The organism is Bordetella sp. N, assembly GCF_001433395.1.
GTDB lineage: Bacteria > Pseudomonadota > Gammaproteobacteria > Burkholderiales > Burkholderiaceae_B > Bordetella_C.
In genome coordinates this window covers 6,011,033-6,028,734 of record NZ_CP013111.1, presented here as the reverse complement: position 1 = coordinate 6,028,734, position 17,702 = coordinate 6,011,033, and the positions used below count along the sequence as shown (strand labels likewise).

Genomic DNA, 17,702 nt, shown 5'->3' with positions numbered 1-17,702 from the left:
GAAGCACCCAGGGCGCGGCGAAGGTCAGCCGCTTATTCCGGCCAGTCGAAGGGCCCCATCTCCGGATGGACTTTCATCAGACGGCAAGGGATGCCGGCGAAGTTGGACACCCAGGCGGCCGCCAGCTCACCCTCGTCCACCACGTCCACGGCCTGCGTGCCGACCAGGATGGCTTCACGCACGCTGTCGTCATCTTCGATAACGTCGAGCGGGATGTCGATGCGCAACATGCCCGGCGCGCGCAGCACCAGATAGCCGAAGCGCAACTCCACCGTGATCTCGCCCAGGCGCGGACAGATGCCGCGCGTCAGCCACTGGCCGCCCGAATGCACCAGCAGCCAGCGCCGATCGTAGTCGGCCGCTTGCGGATTGTCGGTGCCGCCGCAGTGGGCCACCGGATGATAAATACCTTCGCTCACTTGCCCCTCGCTCATTTCCCGGTAATCCCTTTCAGCACTTTGCCGATATCCTTGAGTCGTTCATCCGACTTGCCGTTCTTCTTCAACACGTCCTTCAGCCCACGCTGCAAGAGGCGACCGGCCAGATCACCGGCCATGGCGCGCCAATCGATGCGGTAGCTGAGGCGGTCGTAAGTCCCCTGCACGTGCACCGGCACGGCCAGGCCGCGCAGCTCGTCCAGCCCTTCGCCCTTGGGCGGCGCATCGGCGATGCGGATCTGCGCCACCAGGTCGACGGTGTCCGTGCCCACATTGATGGTCGCGGGCGAGCCCTGGGTCACGCGCAACAAGGGCGAGACCAGTTCCAGCTGCTTGAAGGTACCCACGCCGTTGACGAAAGCGAGATCCGCGTCCAGACGCGAGAAATCGGTTTCGCTTGCCGCGTCGGCCTGCACTTCGGTGCTGTCTTCGTGCTTGCCGGACAACACCAGCGCCTTGACGTCACGCAGGACCTTGCCGACGTTGATGCCTTTGACGCTGCCATTGCGCAGCCGCACTTGCGTGCCGCCGGACAGCTGACGCTTGAAGGCCTGCGCATCGGCGCCGGCGGTCTTCAGATCCACCGCCACGTCGCCGGTGCCGGTCAGCGACTGCCGGCCGGTCGCATCGACCAGCAAGGTGCCGACGTTGACGCCGTTCAGGTTCAGGCGCGCGCTGACGGCGTTGTCATGGGCGGCGTCGAGCGATACGGCGCCCGCCAGCTTGCCGCCGTACAAACCGGCCGACAGGCCGCTGAGGTCCAGCTTGCCCTGGGCCAGCGCAATCTTGCCGCTGACCGCCTCGGCGTGCAGGCCGCGCGCGACCAGCTTGCCGATGGAAACGGTGCCCTTGGCGGTGACGCCGATCAATCCGCTGAAATCCATGGGTGCATCCGCGGGCTTCTTGTCCGCCGCGTTTTTGTCCGCGGCGCTCTTGTCCGCCGCGGCAGCCGGGCTCGCCGGCGCCTGCACGACACCCTGCCCCGCCCCGGTCTTGTCCGCGACGGGCGCCTGCGGCACCTCGAGCGCCGCGCCGCCAGCCGGAGCCAGCTTGTCCAGGTCCAGCAGATCGACCGCCAGCGCGAACGTGATGGCGGGCTGCGCGGTCAATTGCGCGATGCTGGCTTTCAGATCGAAATTGCCGCCTTCCAGTTGCGCCTTGATGGCGGCCTCGCCAACGTTCTTGGCAAGATCGGCGCTGATGGCTCCCGACAAGGGGATCTGCATGGCGCCCTGCGGCAGGCCGGGATCCGTGATGGCGATATTGCCTTGCAGGCCCGCCAGGGCGCCGGCGCGCTGGACCAGATTCAGGGTCAGCGGCGACGCCAGGTTGATGGCGACGGTGCGCCCGCCAGGCTTGCCGGCCGGGTTGGTTGCCAGGGTGGCGTCCACCTTGACCTCGTCAACCGTCAGCGCGGCGGCGTTGCCGCCTATGCCTTTGAGGCCGAAGCGGATATCCGTGCTGTCGCTGCCGTTCAGGCGCAGCCGCCCGCCCACCGTCGCGCCGCTGGCGCCCGCGGGCGATACGCGCAAGGCCGGCGCATCCAGGGCCAGCTCGAAAGGGCCGCTGGAAGCTGAGCCTTTGGCGCGCACCGTCAGCTTGTCCACGCGGACTTCATGCCGGGCGGGATCGAACATCAAAGCTGGCGCCGCGATGCTGGCCTCGACGTTGGTCAGGGGCCGTTCCGGATCGCGCAGATCGCCGTCGAACACCAGCTCCAGCCCGGCCGCGTCCAGCTTGCCGCCATCGAAGCCCAGTTTGCCGCGCGCCGTGAGGGACTTGGCCTGGGCGTCGCCCAGGCGGCCGCTCAAGCGCAGGTTCATGTCCTCGGCGGCGTAGCTGGGGCCGGCCGGATTCAGGCTCAACCTGGCTTGTCCGGCGAGATCCGCGTCCAAGGCCGGCACCGTCCCCTGCAGATGGGCGGACAGCTTGACCGGGAAAGGCTTGTCGTAGGTAACACGGCCCGTCGTCGCGTCCAGCTGCGTCACGGCCAGGGCCAGGCCGGCCCGCTCGTCCTGCAACTGCAATTCGCCGTCCTTCAGGTCGACACCGGCGATGTCGATACGCATCCCGCCGACCATGGGTGACGCGCCGCCAGCTTGCGCCGCGGCCTGCCCCAGGCCGGAGACGGCGCCGGCGGTTGCCTGGGCGGCCCCGGGAGCATCCGGCGCGGCGCCCGCTGGCGTTGCGGCCGGCGGCGTCGCGCCCTGGCCCGCGCCGCTGGCGGCATCCGCCACTGGCGGAGCCGCGTGGGCGCCGCCGATCAGATCCTGGAAGTTGAAGCGGCCCTGCTGGTCGCGCACGATGCGCGCCTTGACGCCGCTGACGGTCAGGTGATCGACCACCAGCGTCTTCGACAAAAGCGGCCAGATGGCCACGGAGATCTTGGCGTCCTCGACCGACGCGAACAGCTCGTCACGCCCGGGTTCGGTCAAGGACACGCCCTGCAGGGTCAGGCCCAGCGAGGGAAACAGGGTCATGTCGATGTCGCCATCGATGATCAGCGTGCGGTGAAAGCGCTGGCTGACCATCTCCTGCAGCCGTGCCTTATAGGCATTGGGGTCGAATGTCAGGACGAACACCGCCGCGGCGGCCACCACGACCACCACCAAAATAACCAAGGCCAATACGATGCGTTTGATCCAAGTCTTCATCGGCTCTGTTTTAAACCCGGACAATAGTCCCTGTTCCCTGCCCAAATGACGCGCGGCCATACCGGCCGCGGAAAAAGGGTATCGTAACAAATCGGCCCACGTGATTCGGTCATAGTGGCATCTGTTTCCAGTGCCTGGCACTACTGAAGATGGCTCTGGCTCTTGCAGCGGATAGCTGGATGAAAAAAACCATCGTTGCCTGCGTGATTCTCGTGGCCGTCGTGGCCGCTGGTCTGTGGATGTGGTTGCGTCCCGCCCCCGACGATAGTCTTATCACCCTTTATGGCAACGTCGACATCCGCCAGGTGTCCCTGGCCTTCGAAGGCAGTGAACGGGTCCGCGAAGTCCGCGTGGAAGAAGGCGACAAGATCAAGGCCGGCCAGGTGCTGGCGGTGCTGGACACCCGCACCTTGACCCTGCAGCTGGCGCAAGTGCGCGCCCAGACCGAGGCGCAGCAGCAGGCGCTGGACCGCCTGCGCAACGGCACCCGGCCCGAAGAAGTGGAACAATCGAAAGCCCAGGCCGGCGCCGCCGAAGCCCAGGCGGAACTGGCCGCGCAGCAGCTGCGGCGCCTGCGTGGGGTGGCCGCCGACACCAATGGCCGCGGCGTCAGCAAACAGGACATCGACAATGCGGTGGCGCAGTTGCGCGTCGCCCAGGCCAACCTGGAAGATCGCCGCAAGTCACTGAAGCTGGCGCAGATCGGGCCCCGGCAGGAAGACATCGCGCAAGCGCAGGCCAACCTGCGCGCCGCCGACGCCCAGGCCGCGCTGCTGCAACACCAGATCGATCTAGGCCAGTTGAAGGCGCCGCGTGACGGCATCGTGCGCGCGCGGCTGCTGGAACCGGGCGACATGGCGTCGCCGCAGCGGCCGGTGTACACGGTGGCGCTGACCGATCCCAAATGGGTGCGCGCCTATGTCAACGAAACCCAGCTGGGTTTCGTGCGCGGCGGCATGGAAGCGCAGGTGTCCACCGACGCATCCGGCAAACGCACCCTGCCCGGACGCGTCGGCTACATCTCGTCGGTTGCCGAGTTCACGCCCAAGAGCGTACAGACCGAGGAACTGCGTACCGACCTGGTCTACGAGATCCGCGTGCTGGTGGACGACCCGCGCGACGAGCTGCGCCTGGGCATGCCGGCCACGGTGGTGTTGCAGCGGCAGGGCGACGCGCCCGCACAGCGCTGATGACGGCCGCCGCCCAGGCGCAGGCGCCGGCCAGCGACTCGTCCGAGTATGCGGTCGATGCAAGCGGCATCCATAAACGCTTCTACGAAAAGGAAGCCCGCCGCCATGTGCAGGCCTTGGCGGATGTGTCGCTGCGCGTGCGCGCCGGCGCACTGACCGCGCTGGTCGGCCCGGATGGCGCGGGCAAGACCACGTTCCTGCGCCTGACCGCCGGCCTGATGCATCCGGACAGCGGCGCCCTGCGCGTCCTGGGCCTGGACGCCGCCAAACAGCCGCAAGCCATCCAGAACCGCATCAGCTACATGCCGCAGCGCTTCGGCCTTTATGAAGATCTGAGCGTGCAGGAGAACCTGGACCTGTACGCCGATCTGCATGGCGTGCCCCGGCAGGAACGGCGCGAACGCTACGACCGGCTGCTGGATATGACCGACCTGGCGCGCTTCACCGCGCGGCCGGCCGGCAAGCTGTCCGGCGGCATGAAGCAGAAGCTGGGCCTGGCCTGCACCCTGGTGCGCTCACCCGACCTGCTTTTGCTGGACGAGCCCACCGTGGGGGTGGACCCGCTGTCACGCCGCGAGCTGTGGGAAATCGTGCAGCAGCTGGTCGAGGCGGAAGGCTTGTCCGTGCTGATGACGACCGCTTATCTGGACGAAGCGGAACGCTGCGGCGACGTGTACGTGCTGCACGAAGGGCAGGTCCTGGCGGCCGGCCAGCCCCAGGACATCAGCCGTCACGCGGACGGCCGCTGCTTCGTGGTGACGCCCCCGGACGGCGCGCACGCGCGTGAACTGCAGGCGGACCTGCTCGATCGCACGGACAAGGTGATCGACGCGGTGCCCCACGGCGGCGAGGTGCGCCTGATCGTGCGCGAGCCGGACATGGCCGGCCAGCTGGGACTGCCCGCCGACCGCCTGCGGCCGGTGGATGCCAGGCTGGAGGATGGCTTCATGGTGCTGCTGCGCACGCTCAACGGCAAGACGCGGCAGGAGGACGCGGCCACGGCGTCGGAGGCATCAGCGGCGGACAGCCCCGCGGGCCGTGAGAGCGCGTCGGCAGCCAGCCAGCCCAACGCCCGCGCTGGCCACGCCGCCGACAACGGCAACGGCAATGGCAATAGCAACGGCAACGCCACCGGCCCGGCCATCGAAGTCCGCGATCTGGTGCGCAAGTTCGGCGACTTCACGGCCGTGGATCGCACCACGTTCAGCGTCGCGCGGGGCGAAATCTTCGGCCTGCTGGGCCCTAACGGCGCCGGCAAGACCACCACCTTCCGCATGCTGTGCGGCCTGTTGCCCGCCAGCAGCGGCTACGCCCAGGTGGCCGGCCTGGACATGCGCCGCGCGCGCGCGCAGGCCCGCCGCCGCATCGGCTATGTATCGCAGAAATTCGCCCTGTACGGCAATCTGTCCGCGTATGAAAACCTGCGTTTCTTCGGTGGCGCCTACGGCTTGTTCGGCAGCCGCCTGCACGCGCGCATCACCGAAGTGGCCGACCAGTTCGCGCTGTCCGATCTGCTGCGGATGCCGGCCGGCCACCTGCCCGGCGGCGTCAAGCAGCGGCTGGCCATGGCCGTCGGCCTGCTGCACGAACCGGAAATCCTGTTCCTCGATGAACCCACCAGCGGCGCCGATCCCCTGGCGCGGCGCGCGTTCTGGCGCCGCATCACCGCCCTGGCCGAAACCGGCACGACCATCGTCATCACCACCCATTTCATGGAGGAAGCGGAGTACTGCGACCGCATCGTCATCCAGGACGCGGGCCAGTTGCTGGCCTTGGGCACCCCCGCCGAAGTCCGCGCGCAGGCCGGCGAGACCACGGACCGCAAGCTGGACATGGAGCAGGCCTTCATCGGCATCGTCGAGCAGGCACGCGCCAAACGGCGCGCGCCCGCGGAGGGAGCCTCGTCATGACCGCGCCGACGCACGCCCAGGGCGGCTTCTGGCGCCGCCTCTGGTCCCTGACTCGCAAGGAATTCCGCCAGCTGATGCGCGACCGCAGCAACATGCTGATCGGCGTGGGCCTGCCCATCGTGCTGATCCTGATCTTCGGCTACGGGCTGTCGCTGGACGTCAAGAACGCCGACGTCGTGGTGGTGATGGAAGACAGCTCGCCGCCCGCCTATGAAATCCAGGCCGCGCTGGAGCATTCGCCCTTCATCACCACGCGCACCGTGCGCAGCCTGCAGGAAGGCCGCCGCCTGATGAATGTGCAAAGGGCCGATGCCCTGCTGCTCATCCCCAGCGACTTCGCCCGTCACCTGGCCGCCGGCGACGCCAAACTGCAAACGTTGATGCAAGGCAGCGACCCCAGCCGCGCCGTCGTCGTACAGGGCTATGTGGAAGGCGCCGTGGCGACGTGGATGCAGAAACGCCAGGCCCGTGGCGAAGCGCCCGGCGCGCAAGCCGGCAGCGTGGTGGTGGTCGACCGTCTGTGGTTCAACGCCGCCAACGACAGCACCTGGTATCTGGTGCCCGGCCTCATCGTGTTGATCATGACCTTGATCGGCACCTTCCTGACCGCCTTGGTGATGGCGCGCGAATGGGAACGCGGCACCCTGGAGGCGCTGTTCGTCACCCCCGTGCGTCCGGTGGAAATTCTCATCGCCAAGATCATCCCCTACTTCGGCGTGGGCCTGCTGGGCCTGGCCCTGTGCCTGCTGGCGGCGCGGCTGCTGTTCGACGTGCCCATCCACGGCTCCATGTTCGCCCTGCTGCTGGGCTCCATGCTGTACATGTTCGTGGCCCTGGGCATCGGCCTGCTGATCTCGGCTTTCACCAAGAACCAGTTCCTGGCCAGCCAGATCGCCATCCTCGCCAGCTTCCTGCCGGCCATGATGCTGTCGGGCTTCGTGTTCGACCTGCGCAATGTCCCCGCCGCCGTCAACTTCATCGGGCACCTGCTGCCGGCCACGTATTTCATGGAGCTGGTGAAGTCCCTGTTCCTGGCCGGCAATTACTGGCCTTTGATCATCAAGGATTGCGCCATCCTGGCCGGCTACGCGGTCGTGCTGCTTGGACTGGCCCGCATCCTCACCCGCAAAAAGCTGGACTGACGACCATGGCTACCCTGCTCGCCTTCCTGCGCCACCTGGGCAATCTGTGCCAGAAGGAATTCCTGGCCATCCTGAAGGATCCCGCCAGCCGGGTCATCCTGGTGGTGCCTCCCCTGCTGCAAAGTCTGCTGTTCGGCTATGGCGCGACCTTCGACCTGACCAACGTGCCCTACGCGGTGGTCGACCAGAGCCGCAGCCAGGAGTCGACCGAGCTGCTGGCCCGGCTGGACGGCACCGGCGTCTTCCACCGGGTGGCCACCTTGCAGTCGTCGGCGCAGATCGCGCCGGTGATCGATGCCGGCGACGCCTTGCTGGTGCTGCAATTCGGCGCGGATTTCGCCAACAATCTGGCGGCCGGCACGCCCGCGCCCTTGCAGGTCATCCTGGATGGCCGCAACTCCACCACCGCGGGCACGGCAGCCGGGCAGATCCGCGCCGTGGTGGCCGCGTTCAACGCCAGCCAGGCGGGCCTGGCGACGCCGCCGGTCACCATCGTCCCGCGCACCTGGTTCAACCCCAACCAGGAAACGCGCTGGAGCATATTGCCGGGCCTGATCGCGGGCCTCAGCATGATGCAGACCATGATGCTGGCGGCGCTGTCCGTGGCGCGCGAACGCGAACAAGGCACGTTCGACCAGTTGCTGGTCACGCCGTACACGCCGCTGGAAATCATGATCGGCAAGGCCTTGCCGTCGATCGCCATCGGCCTGCTGCAATCGGCCCTGATCCTGCTGGTGTCGCTGTTCTGGTTCCAGATACCCATGGCCGGGCACGTGCTGACACTGGCCGCCGGCCTGCTCGGCTTCACCATCGCCGTGGTCGGCATCGGCCTGTCGGTGTCCGCCGTGTCGGCCAATATGCAGCAGGCCATGCTGTACACCTTCGTGCTGCTGATGCCGCTGGTGCTGTTGTCCGGACTGGCCACGCCGGTCAAGAACATGCCGCAAGCCATGCAGATCGCCACCTATGCCAACCCGCTACGCTTCGCCATCGATCTGGTGCGGCGGGTGTACCTGGAAGGAGCGGGGCTGCAGGCGGTCTGGACCGATTTCATTCCTTTCGCCTGCATCGCCGCGCTGACCCTGCCGCTGGCCGCCTGGCTGTTCCGCCACAAGCTGGCCTAGGGCCTGTGAACACTGGCCCTGAGGGAGACTCATGAAACCACGCCACCTGATTCCCGTACTCTGCCTGTTGTCCGGCTGCGCCGTCGGCCCGAACTTCCAGGCGCCGGCCCCCGCCGCGCCGGATGACTGGACCGCGTGGCGCAGCGGCGACCCGGCGCTGACGGCCGGCCTGGCCGTGGGCACCGCGCCGCTGCCGGCGGACTGGTGGACCCGGTTCCAGGACCCCGTGCTGGACCAGTTGCAGCAGCGTGCCGTCACGGCCAGCCCGGACCTGCGCGCCGCGGCCCTGCGCTTTGCCCAGAGCCGTGCCCAACGCGATACGGTGGCGGCGCAACGCGGGCCGGCGGTCAATGCCAACGCGGCGATACAGCGGCAACGCACCAGCGAATACAACGCGGGCACGCGCCTGCTGGATCTGGTGGCGCCCGAGCAGCGCGACGAGCTGGCGCGCGAATTGAGCTCGCCCTACACGAACTACCAGGCCGGTTTCGATGCATCGTGGGAAGTGGACCTGTGGGGCCATGTGGCCCGGTCCGTGGAAGCCGCCGATGCCGACACCAACGCTGCCGCCGCGATGCTGCAGGACATGCGCCTGACGGTGGCCAGCGAAGTGGCGCGCGCTTATTTTGAACTACGTCTGGCGCAGCGCCAGCGGGCGATCGTCGAGCGCGACATCGGCGTGGCAGGGGATACGCTGGATCTGATCCGGGCGCGGGCGCGCGGCGGCTTGATCGACGACTTCGACGTGACGCGCCAGCGCACGCAACTGGCGGATCTGCAATCGCGCCTGCCCGGCCTGCAGGCCCAGGAAGCCAGCGCCATCAACCAGATCGGTGTGCTGACCGGCGCGCGGCCGGGAGAGTTGACGGCGTTGCTGGCCAAGCCTTTGCCTGACACGTATTCGGCCCTGCCGGATCTGAGCCTGGGCCTGCCGTCGCAGGTGGCGCTGAACCGGCCCGACATCCGTACCGCGGAATATCGCCTGCATGCGGCCACCGCGGACATCGGCATTGCCACGGCCGATCTGTACCCGCGCATCGTGCTGGGGGCGAGTTTCGGCTACGACTCCTACCAGGGCCACCGCTTCGGCGAATGGGGCACGCGCAACTGGCAGGTCGGGCCCACGTTGAGCCTGCCGATCTTCGACATGGGCCGGCGCCGGTCCGTCGTGGTGTTGCGTGAATTGCAGCAGCAGGAAGCCGCGGTCAATTACCAGCGCACCATCTTGAAGGCCTGGCAGGAGATCGACGATGCGCTCACGGCTTACAGCGCCGAGCGCCAGCGCAATGTCCGCCTGCGTGAGAAAGCCGCCAGCAGCGCAGACGCCTACGCGCTGGCTCGCGCCCGCTATGCCCGCGGCATGACCGACCTGCTGGCCCAGCTGGACGCCGAGCGCGGCGACCTGCAAGCCCGCAGCGACCTGGCCGACAGCGACAGCCGCCTGCGCATGGACCTGGTCGCCATCTACAAGGCCGTGGGCGGCGGCGCACTTACGAATGAATCTACCGGCCGTATTCCGGAGAATTAGCAAGAACCCGGTCCCATCGGGGACACCGCGGAGCCGGGTCCCCCGGTCCGCCGGTGTCGCCCCCTGGGGGGCCACGCGCAGCGTGGTACGGGGGGGCCTAGCCTGCAAGGCGAACTAGCACCTTGCCAAAGTTGCGGCCCTTCAGCATCCCCATGAAGGCTTGCGGCGCGCTGTCCAGCCCCTCGCTGATATCTTCGCGGTGGTAGATGGAGCCGTCCCGCAGGCCGGCGCCGACCTCGCGCAGGAAATCCTCGCGATAGGACTCCAGGTCGTAGTTGATGAAGCCGCGTAGGGTCAGGCGTTTGGTCAACACGCCCCGCATCAGGCCCGGCACCGTCAGGTCGCCAGTGTCCTTGCGGGTGCCGTTGTAGTCGGCGATCAAGCCGCAAACGGGAATACGGGCGAAGGGATTCAGCAGCGGGAACACCGCGTCCCACACCGCGCCGCCGACGTTTTCAAAATAGACGTCGATGCCGTCGGGGCACGCGGCGGCCAGGGCCTGCGCCATGTCTTCCCGCCGGTGGTCGATCACCGCATCGAAGCCAAGCTCGTTCTTCACGTACGCGCATTTGTCGGCGCCGCCGGCGATGCCCACGGCGCGCGCGCCGTCCCGCTTGGCCAATTGCCCCACCAGGGATCCGACTGGACCACTGGCCGCGGCCACCACCACTGTCTCACCGGCACGCGGCCGGCCGATTTCACGCAGGCCAGCGAACGCGGTGAAGCCGGGCATGCCCAGCACGCCCAGGCGCGTCTCGATCGGCGCCGTGGCGGGATCGATCTTCACCAGGCCCTTGGCATCCATCACGGCATGCGTCGTCCATCCCGCGTGCGCCAGGACGAGATCCCCCACCGCATGGGCGGGCGATGCGCTGGCCAGCACGCGCGCCACCACCTCCCCGACGATGGTCTGGCCCGGCGCGACGCTGGGCGCGTAAGACTTGGCGTCGCTCATGCGGCCACGCATATAGGGGTCGAGCGAAAGATAGAGGCATTCCAGCAAGACCTGGCCCGGGGCAGGTTCGCCCGGCGCGAAGCTTTCACTGCGGAAGTCCGAGTCCTTGGGCTCGCCTTGCGGGCGAGCGGCCAGAACGATGCGACGAGCCTGAATGGGTGTGGGCATTGTGGTCTCCTGTCTGTGTGGATCGAACGACCCCGACCCGCCATCTTATAAGCGAAGGCGTTCCATGCCTGGGGATAACGCGGCCGCGTCAGGGTTATCAACACTTTGTGTGGAAAAGCCCCGGGATATCCATGGGACAGCCAGGGGAGAAAGCGGAAATAGCCTTGCCGTTCAAGGACTTGGGATGCGCTGCTCGAAAACGTCGCAAGTGGGCACACAAACGCCTCCGAGTGGCCGAATCCGGTAGCTTGAGCCCGGATCGGACCGTTCGTCGAGCACTTGTCCCCACTTCGCCTGAAAATGGGGCTTATCCCCAGCCCAGTCGACGGGCCGTCACAAGGTTATCAACACTTTGTGTGGAAAAGCCCAGGGATATGTATGGGACAGCTTTGGGACAAGCCCCAAAATGCCTTGCGCATCAAGGACTTGATTCCATATGCTCGAAAACGTCCCAAGTTGGCGATGGAAGCCCGGCGGGCAGGCACATCGCGACGCAATCGGTCAAAAAATGCGCACCAGTCCGGCTTATCAACAATTAATGTGGACAAGCTTAGGGATAGCCTGGTGAGAGCCTGGATTAACCGTTACCGATCAATGACTTGAAACATGGTGCTCGCTAAACACGCAGACTGCGCCTGGAACGGTCAGACCGCCCAGCGCGATGCGGTGCCCGCCAGCGTCGCCCGGATCTGTTCGACCTCGGAAGCCAGCATATTGGCCACCGTGCCGCCGCCCGACAGCCCCGCGTAGTCCTGGGGGCCGCCGCGCGCATAGGGCGCCAGGCGCCGCACCGATCCTGACTTGAGCGCCCGCGCCATGCCGTACAGCGTGTCGCTGATGCGTCCGCCACTGGCGGGCCGCAAGCCGGCCGGCGGCACCACCGGCGCACCCGCCGCGTCGACCGGACGGTCTACCGTGGCGGTGGACAGGATCTCCAGGCAGCTGATGACGATCCGTAAGCTGCGCTGCACGCTCTCCAGCTTGGCCACCGGCATGTGCACCTCCTTGGACACGGAGGGAATCATCGAACGCAGCTGCACCAGGGCGCTGCCCAGGCGCGCCATTTCCTTCAGGTGCTCTTCGTTGGAGATCGGCTCTTGCAGCGTGATGCGTTCGTAGACCCTTGCGGAGCCCCGCAGGGCGTCGGCCAGCTTGAAGCGCCACGAGTAGGTGGCATAGAGCGGCAGGGCGAAGGACAGCAACAGCGCCACCACGATGCCGATGAACACATTGATCGCGCGCCAGAGGCCTTCGTCGAATTGATTCTCGCCGTGGCCGGCCACGATGACCAGGGTCACCGCCGACAGCAGCGCGATATAGCCGCCCTTGCCGATGGCGTGATACGCGCAGACGCCGCAGCCCACCGCCATCAGCAGATAGGTCAGGGGGAACAGCCCCAGATAGGACTGTTGCAGGATGATCAGCAGGCCGTAGACGGCGCCGATGATGGTGCCCAGCGCGCGTTCCGCCGCCCGCTTGCGGATGTTGCCGTGGTGCTGCAGGCCGCCGATCACGATGATCAGAGAGATGGTCGACCATTCCCCGTGCGGCAGCTGCGCGATGGAATTGAAGATGATGGTGAGCAGGATACCCACCGCGACGCGGATGGCGTGGATGAGTTTGGCGTACTGATAGCGCCGATGGGGATCCATCAGCGGGCGGACCATCCGGCGCGCGAAGCGCATGGACCGGATTACCAAGGGGTGAGTCGTCATGTTCGGGTAAAGCAATTTAGCGGATAAGGACGGTTCCGTCTGACGCGGCACCTGTGGCTATCTTCGCACGCGGCCCGGGGGTGACCAAGCTCGACACACCCGCACGCGGATTTGGCGTGGTTTAAACGCACCACGGTGAAAATCAAAAGACGGGTCCGCCCTCGATTAGTGCACAGCGTGGGGCACCCGTGCACCAGTGCGTGCCACGCACACGCGCCCGGACTGCACGAGGGGGGCTTCCTTGCCGCCGTGCGTGCGGCTTGCCACGTCCATTTCCCCAGGGAAACGCCCTTGCGCCGGCCCCCATGCCCGGCAATTGGCATGGACATTGCTTTTATCCAAACACATGCCGGCTCGTGCCGGCTATCCGCAACGACAAGCAAGACAGGCAAAGGCGCCTTGGACCCACGTGGTTCGAGGTGCCTTTTTGTTTTGTGTTTGCGGCTTGGGCAACATCAGAAAGGCGAGCGATTCATGACAGCACCATCTACTGACCCAGACCGTCCCATCCTGGCCATCGTCGGCCACGGCATGGTGGCGCACCACTGCATCGAGCAATTGGTGGCCAATGGCGCGCTGGCGCGATACCGCATCGACATCTACGGCGAAGAGTCCCTGCCCGCCTACGATCGCGTGCACCTGTCCGAATACTTCGCCGGCCGCGATGCCGCGTCACTGCGCCTGGGCAGCGAGGCCGATTATCAACACGAGGGCCTGGCCCTGCACCTTGGCGTGAAGGTTACGGCACTGGATCGCGCGGCACATACGCTGGTCACCAGCGCCGGCCCCCGCCGCTATGACAAGCTGATCCTGGCCACGGGCTCCTATCCCTTCGTCCCGCCGGTCGACGGCGCGGCGGATACCTCGCGCCTGGTCTATCGCACCCTGGCGGACCTGGACGAGATTCGCGCCGCCGCGGCGGGCGCGCGCCGTGGCGTGGTGGTGGGCGGCGGCCTGCTGGGCCTGGAAGCCGCCAACGCGCTGCGCCAGCTGGGACTGGAGGCACACGTGGTCGAGTTTGCCCCACGGCTGATGCCCGCACAGCTCGATGCGGAAGGCAGCGCCGCGCTGCGCGCCCGCATCGAAGCCCTGGGCGTGCATGTGCACCTGTCCTGTGCCACCGAGTCGATCAAGGCCGGGCAGCGCTATCGCCATCGCATGAACTTCGTCGGCGGCGAAGCGCTGGAAACGGACCTGGTGGTGTTCTCCGCCGGCATCCGGCCGCGTGATGAATTGCCCAAGCTGAGCGGCCTGGCCATGGGCGCGCGCGGCGGCGTGGCCATCGATGGGTCCTGCCGCAGCAGCGACCCCGACATCTACGCCATCGGCGAGTGCGCCGTCTGGGAAGGCCAGGTCTTCGGCCTGGTGGCGCCGGGTTACCAGATGGCGCGCGCGGCGGCCTCGCAGCTGTGCGGCGACGGCAGCGTGCGCTTCCAGGGCGCCGACATGTCGACAAAATTAAAGCTGCTGGGCGTGGACGTGGGTTCCATCGGCGACGCGCATGGCGTCACGCCGGGCGCGCGCAGCTATCGCTACGTTGACGAAGCGGGCGCCAGCTATCGGCGCGTGGTGGTGTCCGAGGACGGCAAACGCATCCTGGGCGCCATCCTGGTCGGCGACAACAGCTACTACGACACGCTGCTGCAATACACGGTCAACAGCATGGCCGCGCCGGCCGAACCGGCCAGCCTGATCCTGCCCAGCACCGGCGGCGCGCCCCTTCTTGGCGCAGATGCCCTCCCGGACAGCGCCACCATCTGCTCCTGCCACAACGTCAGCAAGGGCGCGGTGTGCGGCGCCATCGACGCCGGCTGCGCCACCTTGGGCGACGTCAAGTCCTGCACCAAGGCGTCGACGGGTTGTGGCGGTTGCACCGCCCTGCTCAAGCAGGTCTTCGAGCACGAGCTGACCCGCCGTGGCGTCAAGGTCGACAAGAGCTTGTGCGAACACTTCGCCTACACCCGCCAGGAGCTCTACAGCCTGGTCCGCGTCGGCGCCATCGATTCCTTCGATGAACTGCTGCACCGGCATGGGCGCGGCAGCATAGGCTGCGACATCTGCAAACCCGTGGTGGCGTCCATTCTGGCGTCGTGCTGGAACAAGGCGATCCAGGATCCCAAACGCGTGGTCCTGCAAGACACCAACGACATGTTCATGGCGAACATGCAGAAGAACGGCACTTACTCCGTAGTGCCGCGCATCGCCGGAGGCGAGATCACGCCCGACAAGCTGGTGGCCCTGGGCCGGATAGGCCAGAAATACGGCCTCTACACCAAGATCACCGGCGGCCAGCGCATCGACTTCTTCGGCGCGCAATTGCATGAGCTGCCCGACATCTGGAGCGAACTGATCGAGGCCGGCTTCGAAACCGGCCACGCCTACGGCAAGTCCACCCGCACCGTGAAATCCTGCGTCGGCAGCACCTGGTGCCGCTATGGCGTGCAGGACAGCGTCAAGATGGCCCTGACCCTGGAGAATCGCTACAAGGGCCTGCGCGCGCCTCACAAGCTGAAGTTCGCCGTGTCCGGCTGCACCCGCGAATGCGCCGAAGCGCAGAGCAAGGACATCGGGGTCATCGCCACGGAACGCGGCTGGAATCTGTATGTGTGCGGCAACGGCGGCATGCGGCCGCGCCACGCGGAGCTGTTCGCCACCGACCTCGACGACGCCGGTCTGCTCAGCACCATCGACCGCCTGCTCATGTTCTACATCCGCACCGCCGACAAGCTGCAAAGAACGTCGGTGTGGCGCGAATCGCTTGAGGGCGGCCTGGATTACCTGAAAGAAGTGATCCTGGAAGACAGCCTGGGCCTGGGCGCCGAACTGGAAGCGCAGATGCAGGTCGTTGTCGACAACTACGAATGCGAGTGGGCCAACGCCCTGTCCGACCCTGAGAAACTCAAGCGCTTCCGCACCTTCGTCAATCAAAAAGGGGGCGATCCGGACATCGTCTTTGTCGATGAACGCGGCCAGAAGCGGCCGGCCGACATGCTGCTGCCTGCCGCGGCCACCGCGGAGCCGGATGCGGCGGCCGGCACCGGCGGCAAGAAAGTCATTCCCTTGATCGAGGAGTCCGTATCGTGAGCGCCCTGCCTGTTTCTGCCGCCGCCGGCTGGCGCCGGGTCTGCAAGCGCGCCGATTTGGTAGCCGGCTCGGGCGTCGTCGCGCTGGTCGACGGCGAGCAGATTGCCCTGTTTTATATCCCGGACGCTGCCCCTGCCGGAGCCGCGGTCTACGCCCTGGCCAACAAGGACCCCCAGTCCGGCGCGAATGTCATCGGCCGTGGCATCGTCGGTCACCTGGGCGGAGAGCTGGTCGTGGCGTCGCCCATGTACAAGCAGCACTTCCGCTTGCGCGATGGGCATTGCGTGGAAGACGCCGGGCAGGTCCTGCGCGTGTGGCCAGCAAGACTGGAGGGCGACGACGTCGACATTCTCATCGGCTGAGCCGAACCGCCCCGAATGCCCCGGCCTGCGTTAGCATGACGAGGTATTGGGGATCGGTTTCATGCAAAAGAAAAAACTCGCGCCACCGTTGCGCTTTCTGATGGCGGCCCGCCAGCGGGAATTGGGCCGGCTGGAGGCATTGACGGACCTCTCGCGGCTGGTCGACCTGATCAGCCAGCTGGTGCACAGCCTGCAAAAAGAACGCGGCTTGTCGAATGCCCTGCTCTGTGATGTCGGCGACACTTTGCTCGCGGAGGTCACGGCGCAGACCCGCGACAGCAGCGCCATCGAAAAGCACGTGCGCGAGGCCTGGGACCTGCTGGTCGATCCGGCAGGCCCGGCCGAGCACGCCAGCGTGCGCCTGCTGTCGTCCATCGCCCATGCCTTGCAACAGCTGGAGCAGCTGGAAACCCTGCGCGAGCAGGTGCAACGGCGCGCGATCGCCGCCGAAACCGCCACGGGGCGCTATATCGGCCTGATCGGCGCCTTGCTGGCCATCGTATTCGAACTGGCGGACTCCGCCATCGATGCCGATGTCACGCGCGCGCTGGTGGCGCTGCTCAATTTCATCCAGGGCAAGGAACTGTGCGGACAGGAACGCGCCTGTGGCGTAGTGGGTTTCCTGAACGGCTATTTCACCGAAGAGCGCAAGGCGCAGATGCAGACCCTGGTGCAGGCGCAGGAGCGTTGCTTCGATGCGTTCCGGGCCCATGGCGGCGCGGACAATGGCCAGGCCGATGCCCCGGCCTGGCAAAGCGTGCGTGAGCTGACGGAAACCCTGGCGCGCCTGCGCACGATCGCCGCGCGCACCAGCGTCGAGCAGCAGGTCGACCGCCAGTTGAGCGCGGCGTGGTTCGCCGCCGCCACCGCGCGCATCGACGCCATGCACCTGGTCGAGCGCGAACTGATCGAAGCGCTGGCGCGGCTGTGCCAGGCGCGCATCTCCTCCACCCGCGAAGAGCTGGCTGACCATCGCGTGCTGCTGGATCAGCTTTCCACCGCGGAGACCGGCGACGGCTCGGGCCGCGTCTTCAGCGTGCAGGCGCGGCCGTTGAATGCGCCGCCCGAGGACAATCTGGGCACCGGCCTGCAGGCGTCGGTGCTGGACATGCTGGCGCGCCAGACCGCGCGGCTGGCCGATTCCGAACACCAGCTGGCGCAGGCCCGCAAGGCTTTGGAAGAGCGCAAGTATGTCGAACGCGCCAAGTGGGTGCTGGTCGCCACCCTTGGCGTCACGGAAAAGGATGCCCACGACCAGCTTCAGAAGGCGGCGATGAACACCGGCCAGCCCCTGCACGTGGTGGCGCGCGAGGTCATAGAGCGTCTTGGCGGCAAGCGGGCGGAGCCGAAACGGCGTTGAACGCCACGGTGCCCGCCCGGGCGGCGGATTGACAGATCGCCGGCTTCCCGCGACGCTGGAGGGTCATCGTCGT

The 17,702-nt window shown here is 66.9% G+C and carries 12 protein-coding genes; 8 read left to right on the top strand and 4 right to left on the bottom strand.

The genetic code is table 11. The features are described from left to right. Window positions 1-32 precede the first annotated feature (32 nt). Both ASB57_RS26025 and ASB57_RS26020 read right to left on the bottom strand, forming a co-directional pair. Window positions 33-419 (bottom strand): MOSC N-terminal beta barrel domain-containing protein, encoded by a 387-nt coding sequence (locus ASB57_RS26025; protein WP_156414273.1) that lies wholly within the window; start codon window positions 417-419, stop codon window positions 33-35. A gap of 11 nt (window positions 420-430) precedes the next feature. Continuing rightward, window positions 431-3,091 carry an AsmA family protein gene (locus tag ASB57_RS26020; protein WP_057654791.1) on the bottom strand — a complete coding sequence of 887 codons (2,661 nt, stop codon included), beginning with the start codon at window positions 3,089-3,091 and terminating at the stop codon, window positions 431-433. Window positions 3,092-3,270: 179 nt separating this feature from the next. On the opposite strand from ASB57_RS26020, the gene ASB57_RS26015 reads away from it, so the two are divergent. The 5 genes from ASB57_RS26015 to ASB57_RS25995 are packed head-to-tail and all read left to right on the top strand — an operon-like array spanning window position 3,271 to window position 9,985. Continuing rightward, window positions 3,271-4,281 carry an HlyD family efflux transporter periplasmic adaptor subunit gene (locus tag ASB57_RS26015; protein WP_057654790.1) on the top strand — a complete coding sequence of 337 codons (1,011 nt, stop codon included), beginning with the start codon at window positions 3,271-3,273 and terminating at the stop codon, window positions 4,279-4,281. Then, window positions 4,281-6,191, top strand: a complete 1,911-nt coding sequence (locus tag ASB57_RS26010; RefSeq protein ID WP_057654789.1) for an ATP-binding cassette domain-containing protein — start codon at window positions 4,281-4,283, stop codon at window positions 6,189-6,191. The genes ASB57_RS26015 and ASB57_RS26010 overlap by 1 nt, the downstream gene beginning before the upstream one ends. Next, window positions 6,188-7,333, top strand: a complete 1,146-nt coding sequence (locus ASB57_RS26005; RefSeq protein ID WP_057654788.1) for an ABC transporter permease — start codon at window positions 6,188-6,190, stop codon at window positions 7,331-7,333. The genes ASB57_RS26010 and ASB57_RS26005 overlap by 4 nt, the downstream gene beginning before the upstream one ends. A 5-nt stretch (window positions 7,334-7,338) precedes the next feature. After that, the gene (locus tag ASB57_RS26000) at window positions 7,339-8,457 is read left to right on the top strand and encodes an ABC transporter permease (RefSeq protein ID WP_156414272.1); all 1,119 of its coding nucleotides are present in this window, start codon (window positions 7,339-7,341) and stop codon (window positions 8,455-8,457) included. 31 nt (window positions 8,458-8,488) lie between these two features. Then, window positions 8,489-9,985 carry an efflux transporter outer membrane subunit gene (locus ASB57_RS25995; RefSeq protein WP_057654787.1) on the top strand — a complete coding sequence of 499 codons (1,497 nt, stop codon included), beginning with the start codon at window positions 8,489-8,491 and terminating at the stop codon, window positions 9,983-9,985. Window positions 9,986-10,082: 97 nt separating this feature from the next. Here the strand turns inward: ASB57_RS25995 and ASB57_RS25990 are convergent, their stop codons facing one another. Both ASB57_RS25990 and ASB57_RS25985 read right to left on the bottom strand, forming a co-directional pair. Then, complete coding sequence (locus tag ASB57_RS25990; protein WP_057654786.1) at window positions 10,083-11,108, bottom strand: NADP-dependent oxidoreductase; 1,026 nt, start codon at window positions 11,106-11,108, stop codon at window positions 10,083-10,085. Window positions 11,109-11,752: 644 nt separating this feature from the next. After that, on the bottom strand, window positions 11,753-12,823 hold the full coding sequence (locus ASB57_RS25985) for an FUSC family protein (protein WP_057654785.1): 1,071 nt from the start codon (window positions 12,821-12,823) through the stop codon (window positions 11,753-11,755). Window positions 12,824-13,297: 474 nt separating this feature from the next. On the opposite strand from ASB57_RS25985, the gene nirB reads away from it, so the two are divergent. The 3 genes from nirB (at window position 13,298) to ASB57_RS25970 (ending at window position 17,629) form a co-directional block, all read left to right on the top strand. Next, on the top strand, window positions 13,298-15,907 hold the full coding sequence (gene nirB, locus ASB57_RS25980) for a nitrite reductase large subunit NirB (protein ID WP_082621840.1): 2,610 nt from the start codon (window positions 13,298-13,300) through the stop codon (window positions 15,905-15,907). Beyond that, complete coding sequence (gene nirD, locus ASB57_RS25975) at window positions 15,904-16,269, top strand: nitrite reductase small subunit NirD (protein ID WP_057654784.1); 366 nt, start codon at window positions 15,904-15,906, stop codon at window positions 16,267-16,269. The genes nirB and nirD overlap by 4 nt, the downstream gene beginning before the upstream one ends. 61 nt (window positions 16,270-16,330) lie before the next feature. Next, window positions 16,331-17,629, top strand: coding sequence for a nitrate- and nitrite sensing domain-containing protein (locus tag ASB57_RS25970; RefSeq protein WP_057654783.1), 1,299 nt, complete (start codon window positions 16,331-16,333; stop codon window positions 17,627-17,629). Window positions 17,630-17,702 lie beyond the last annotated feature (73 nt).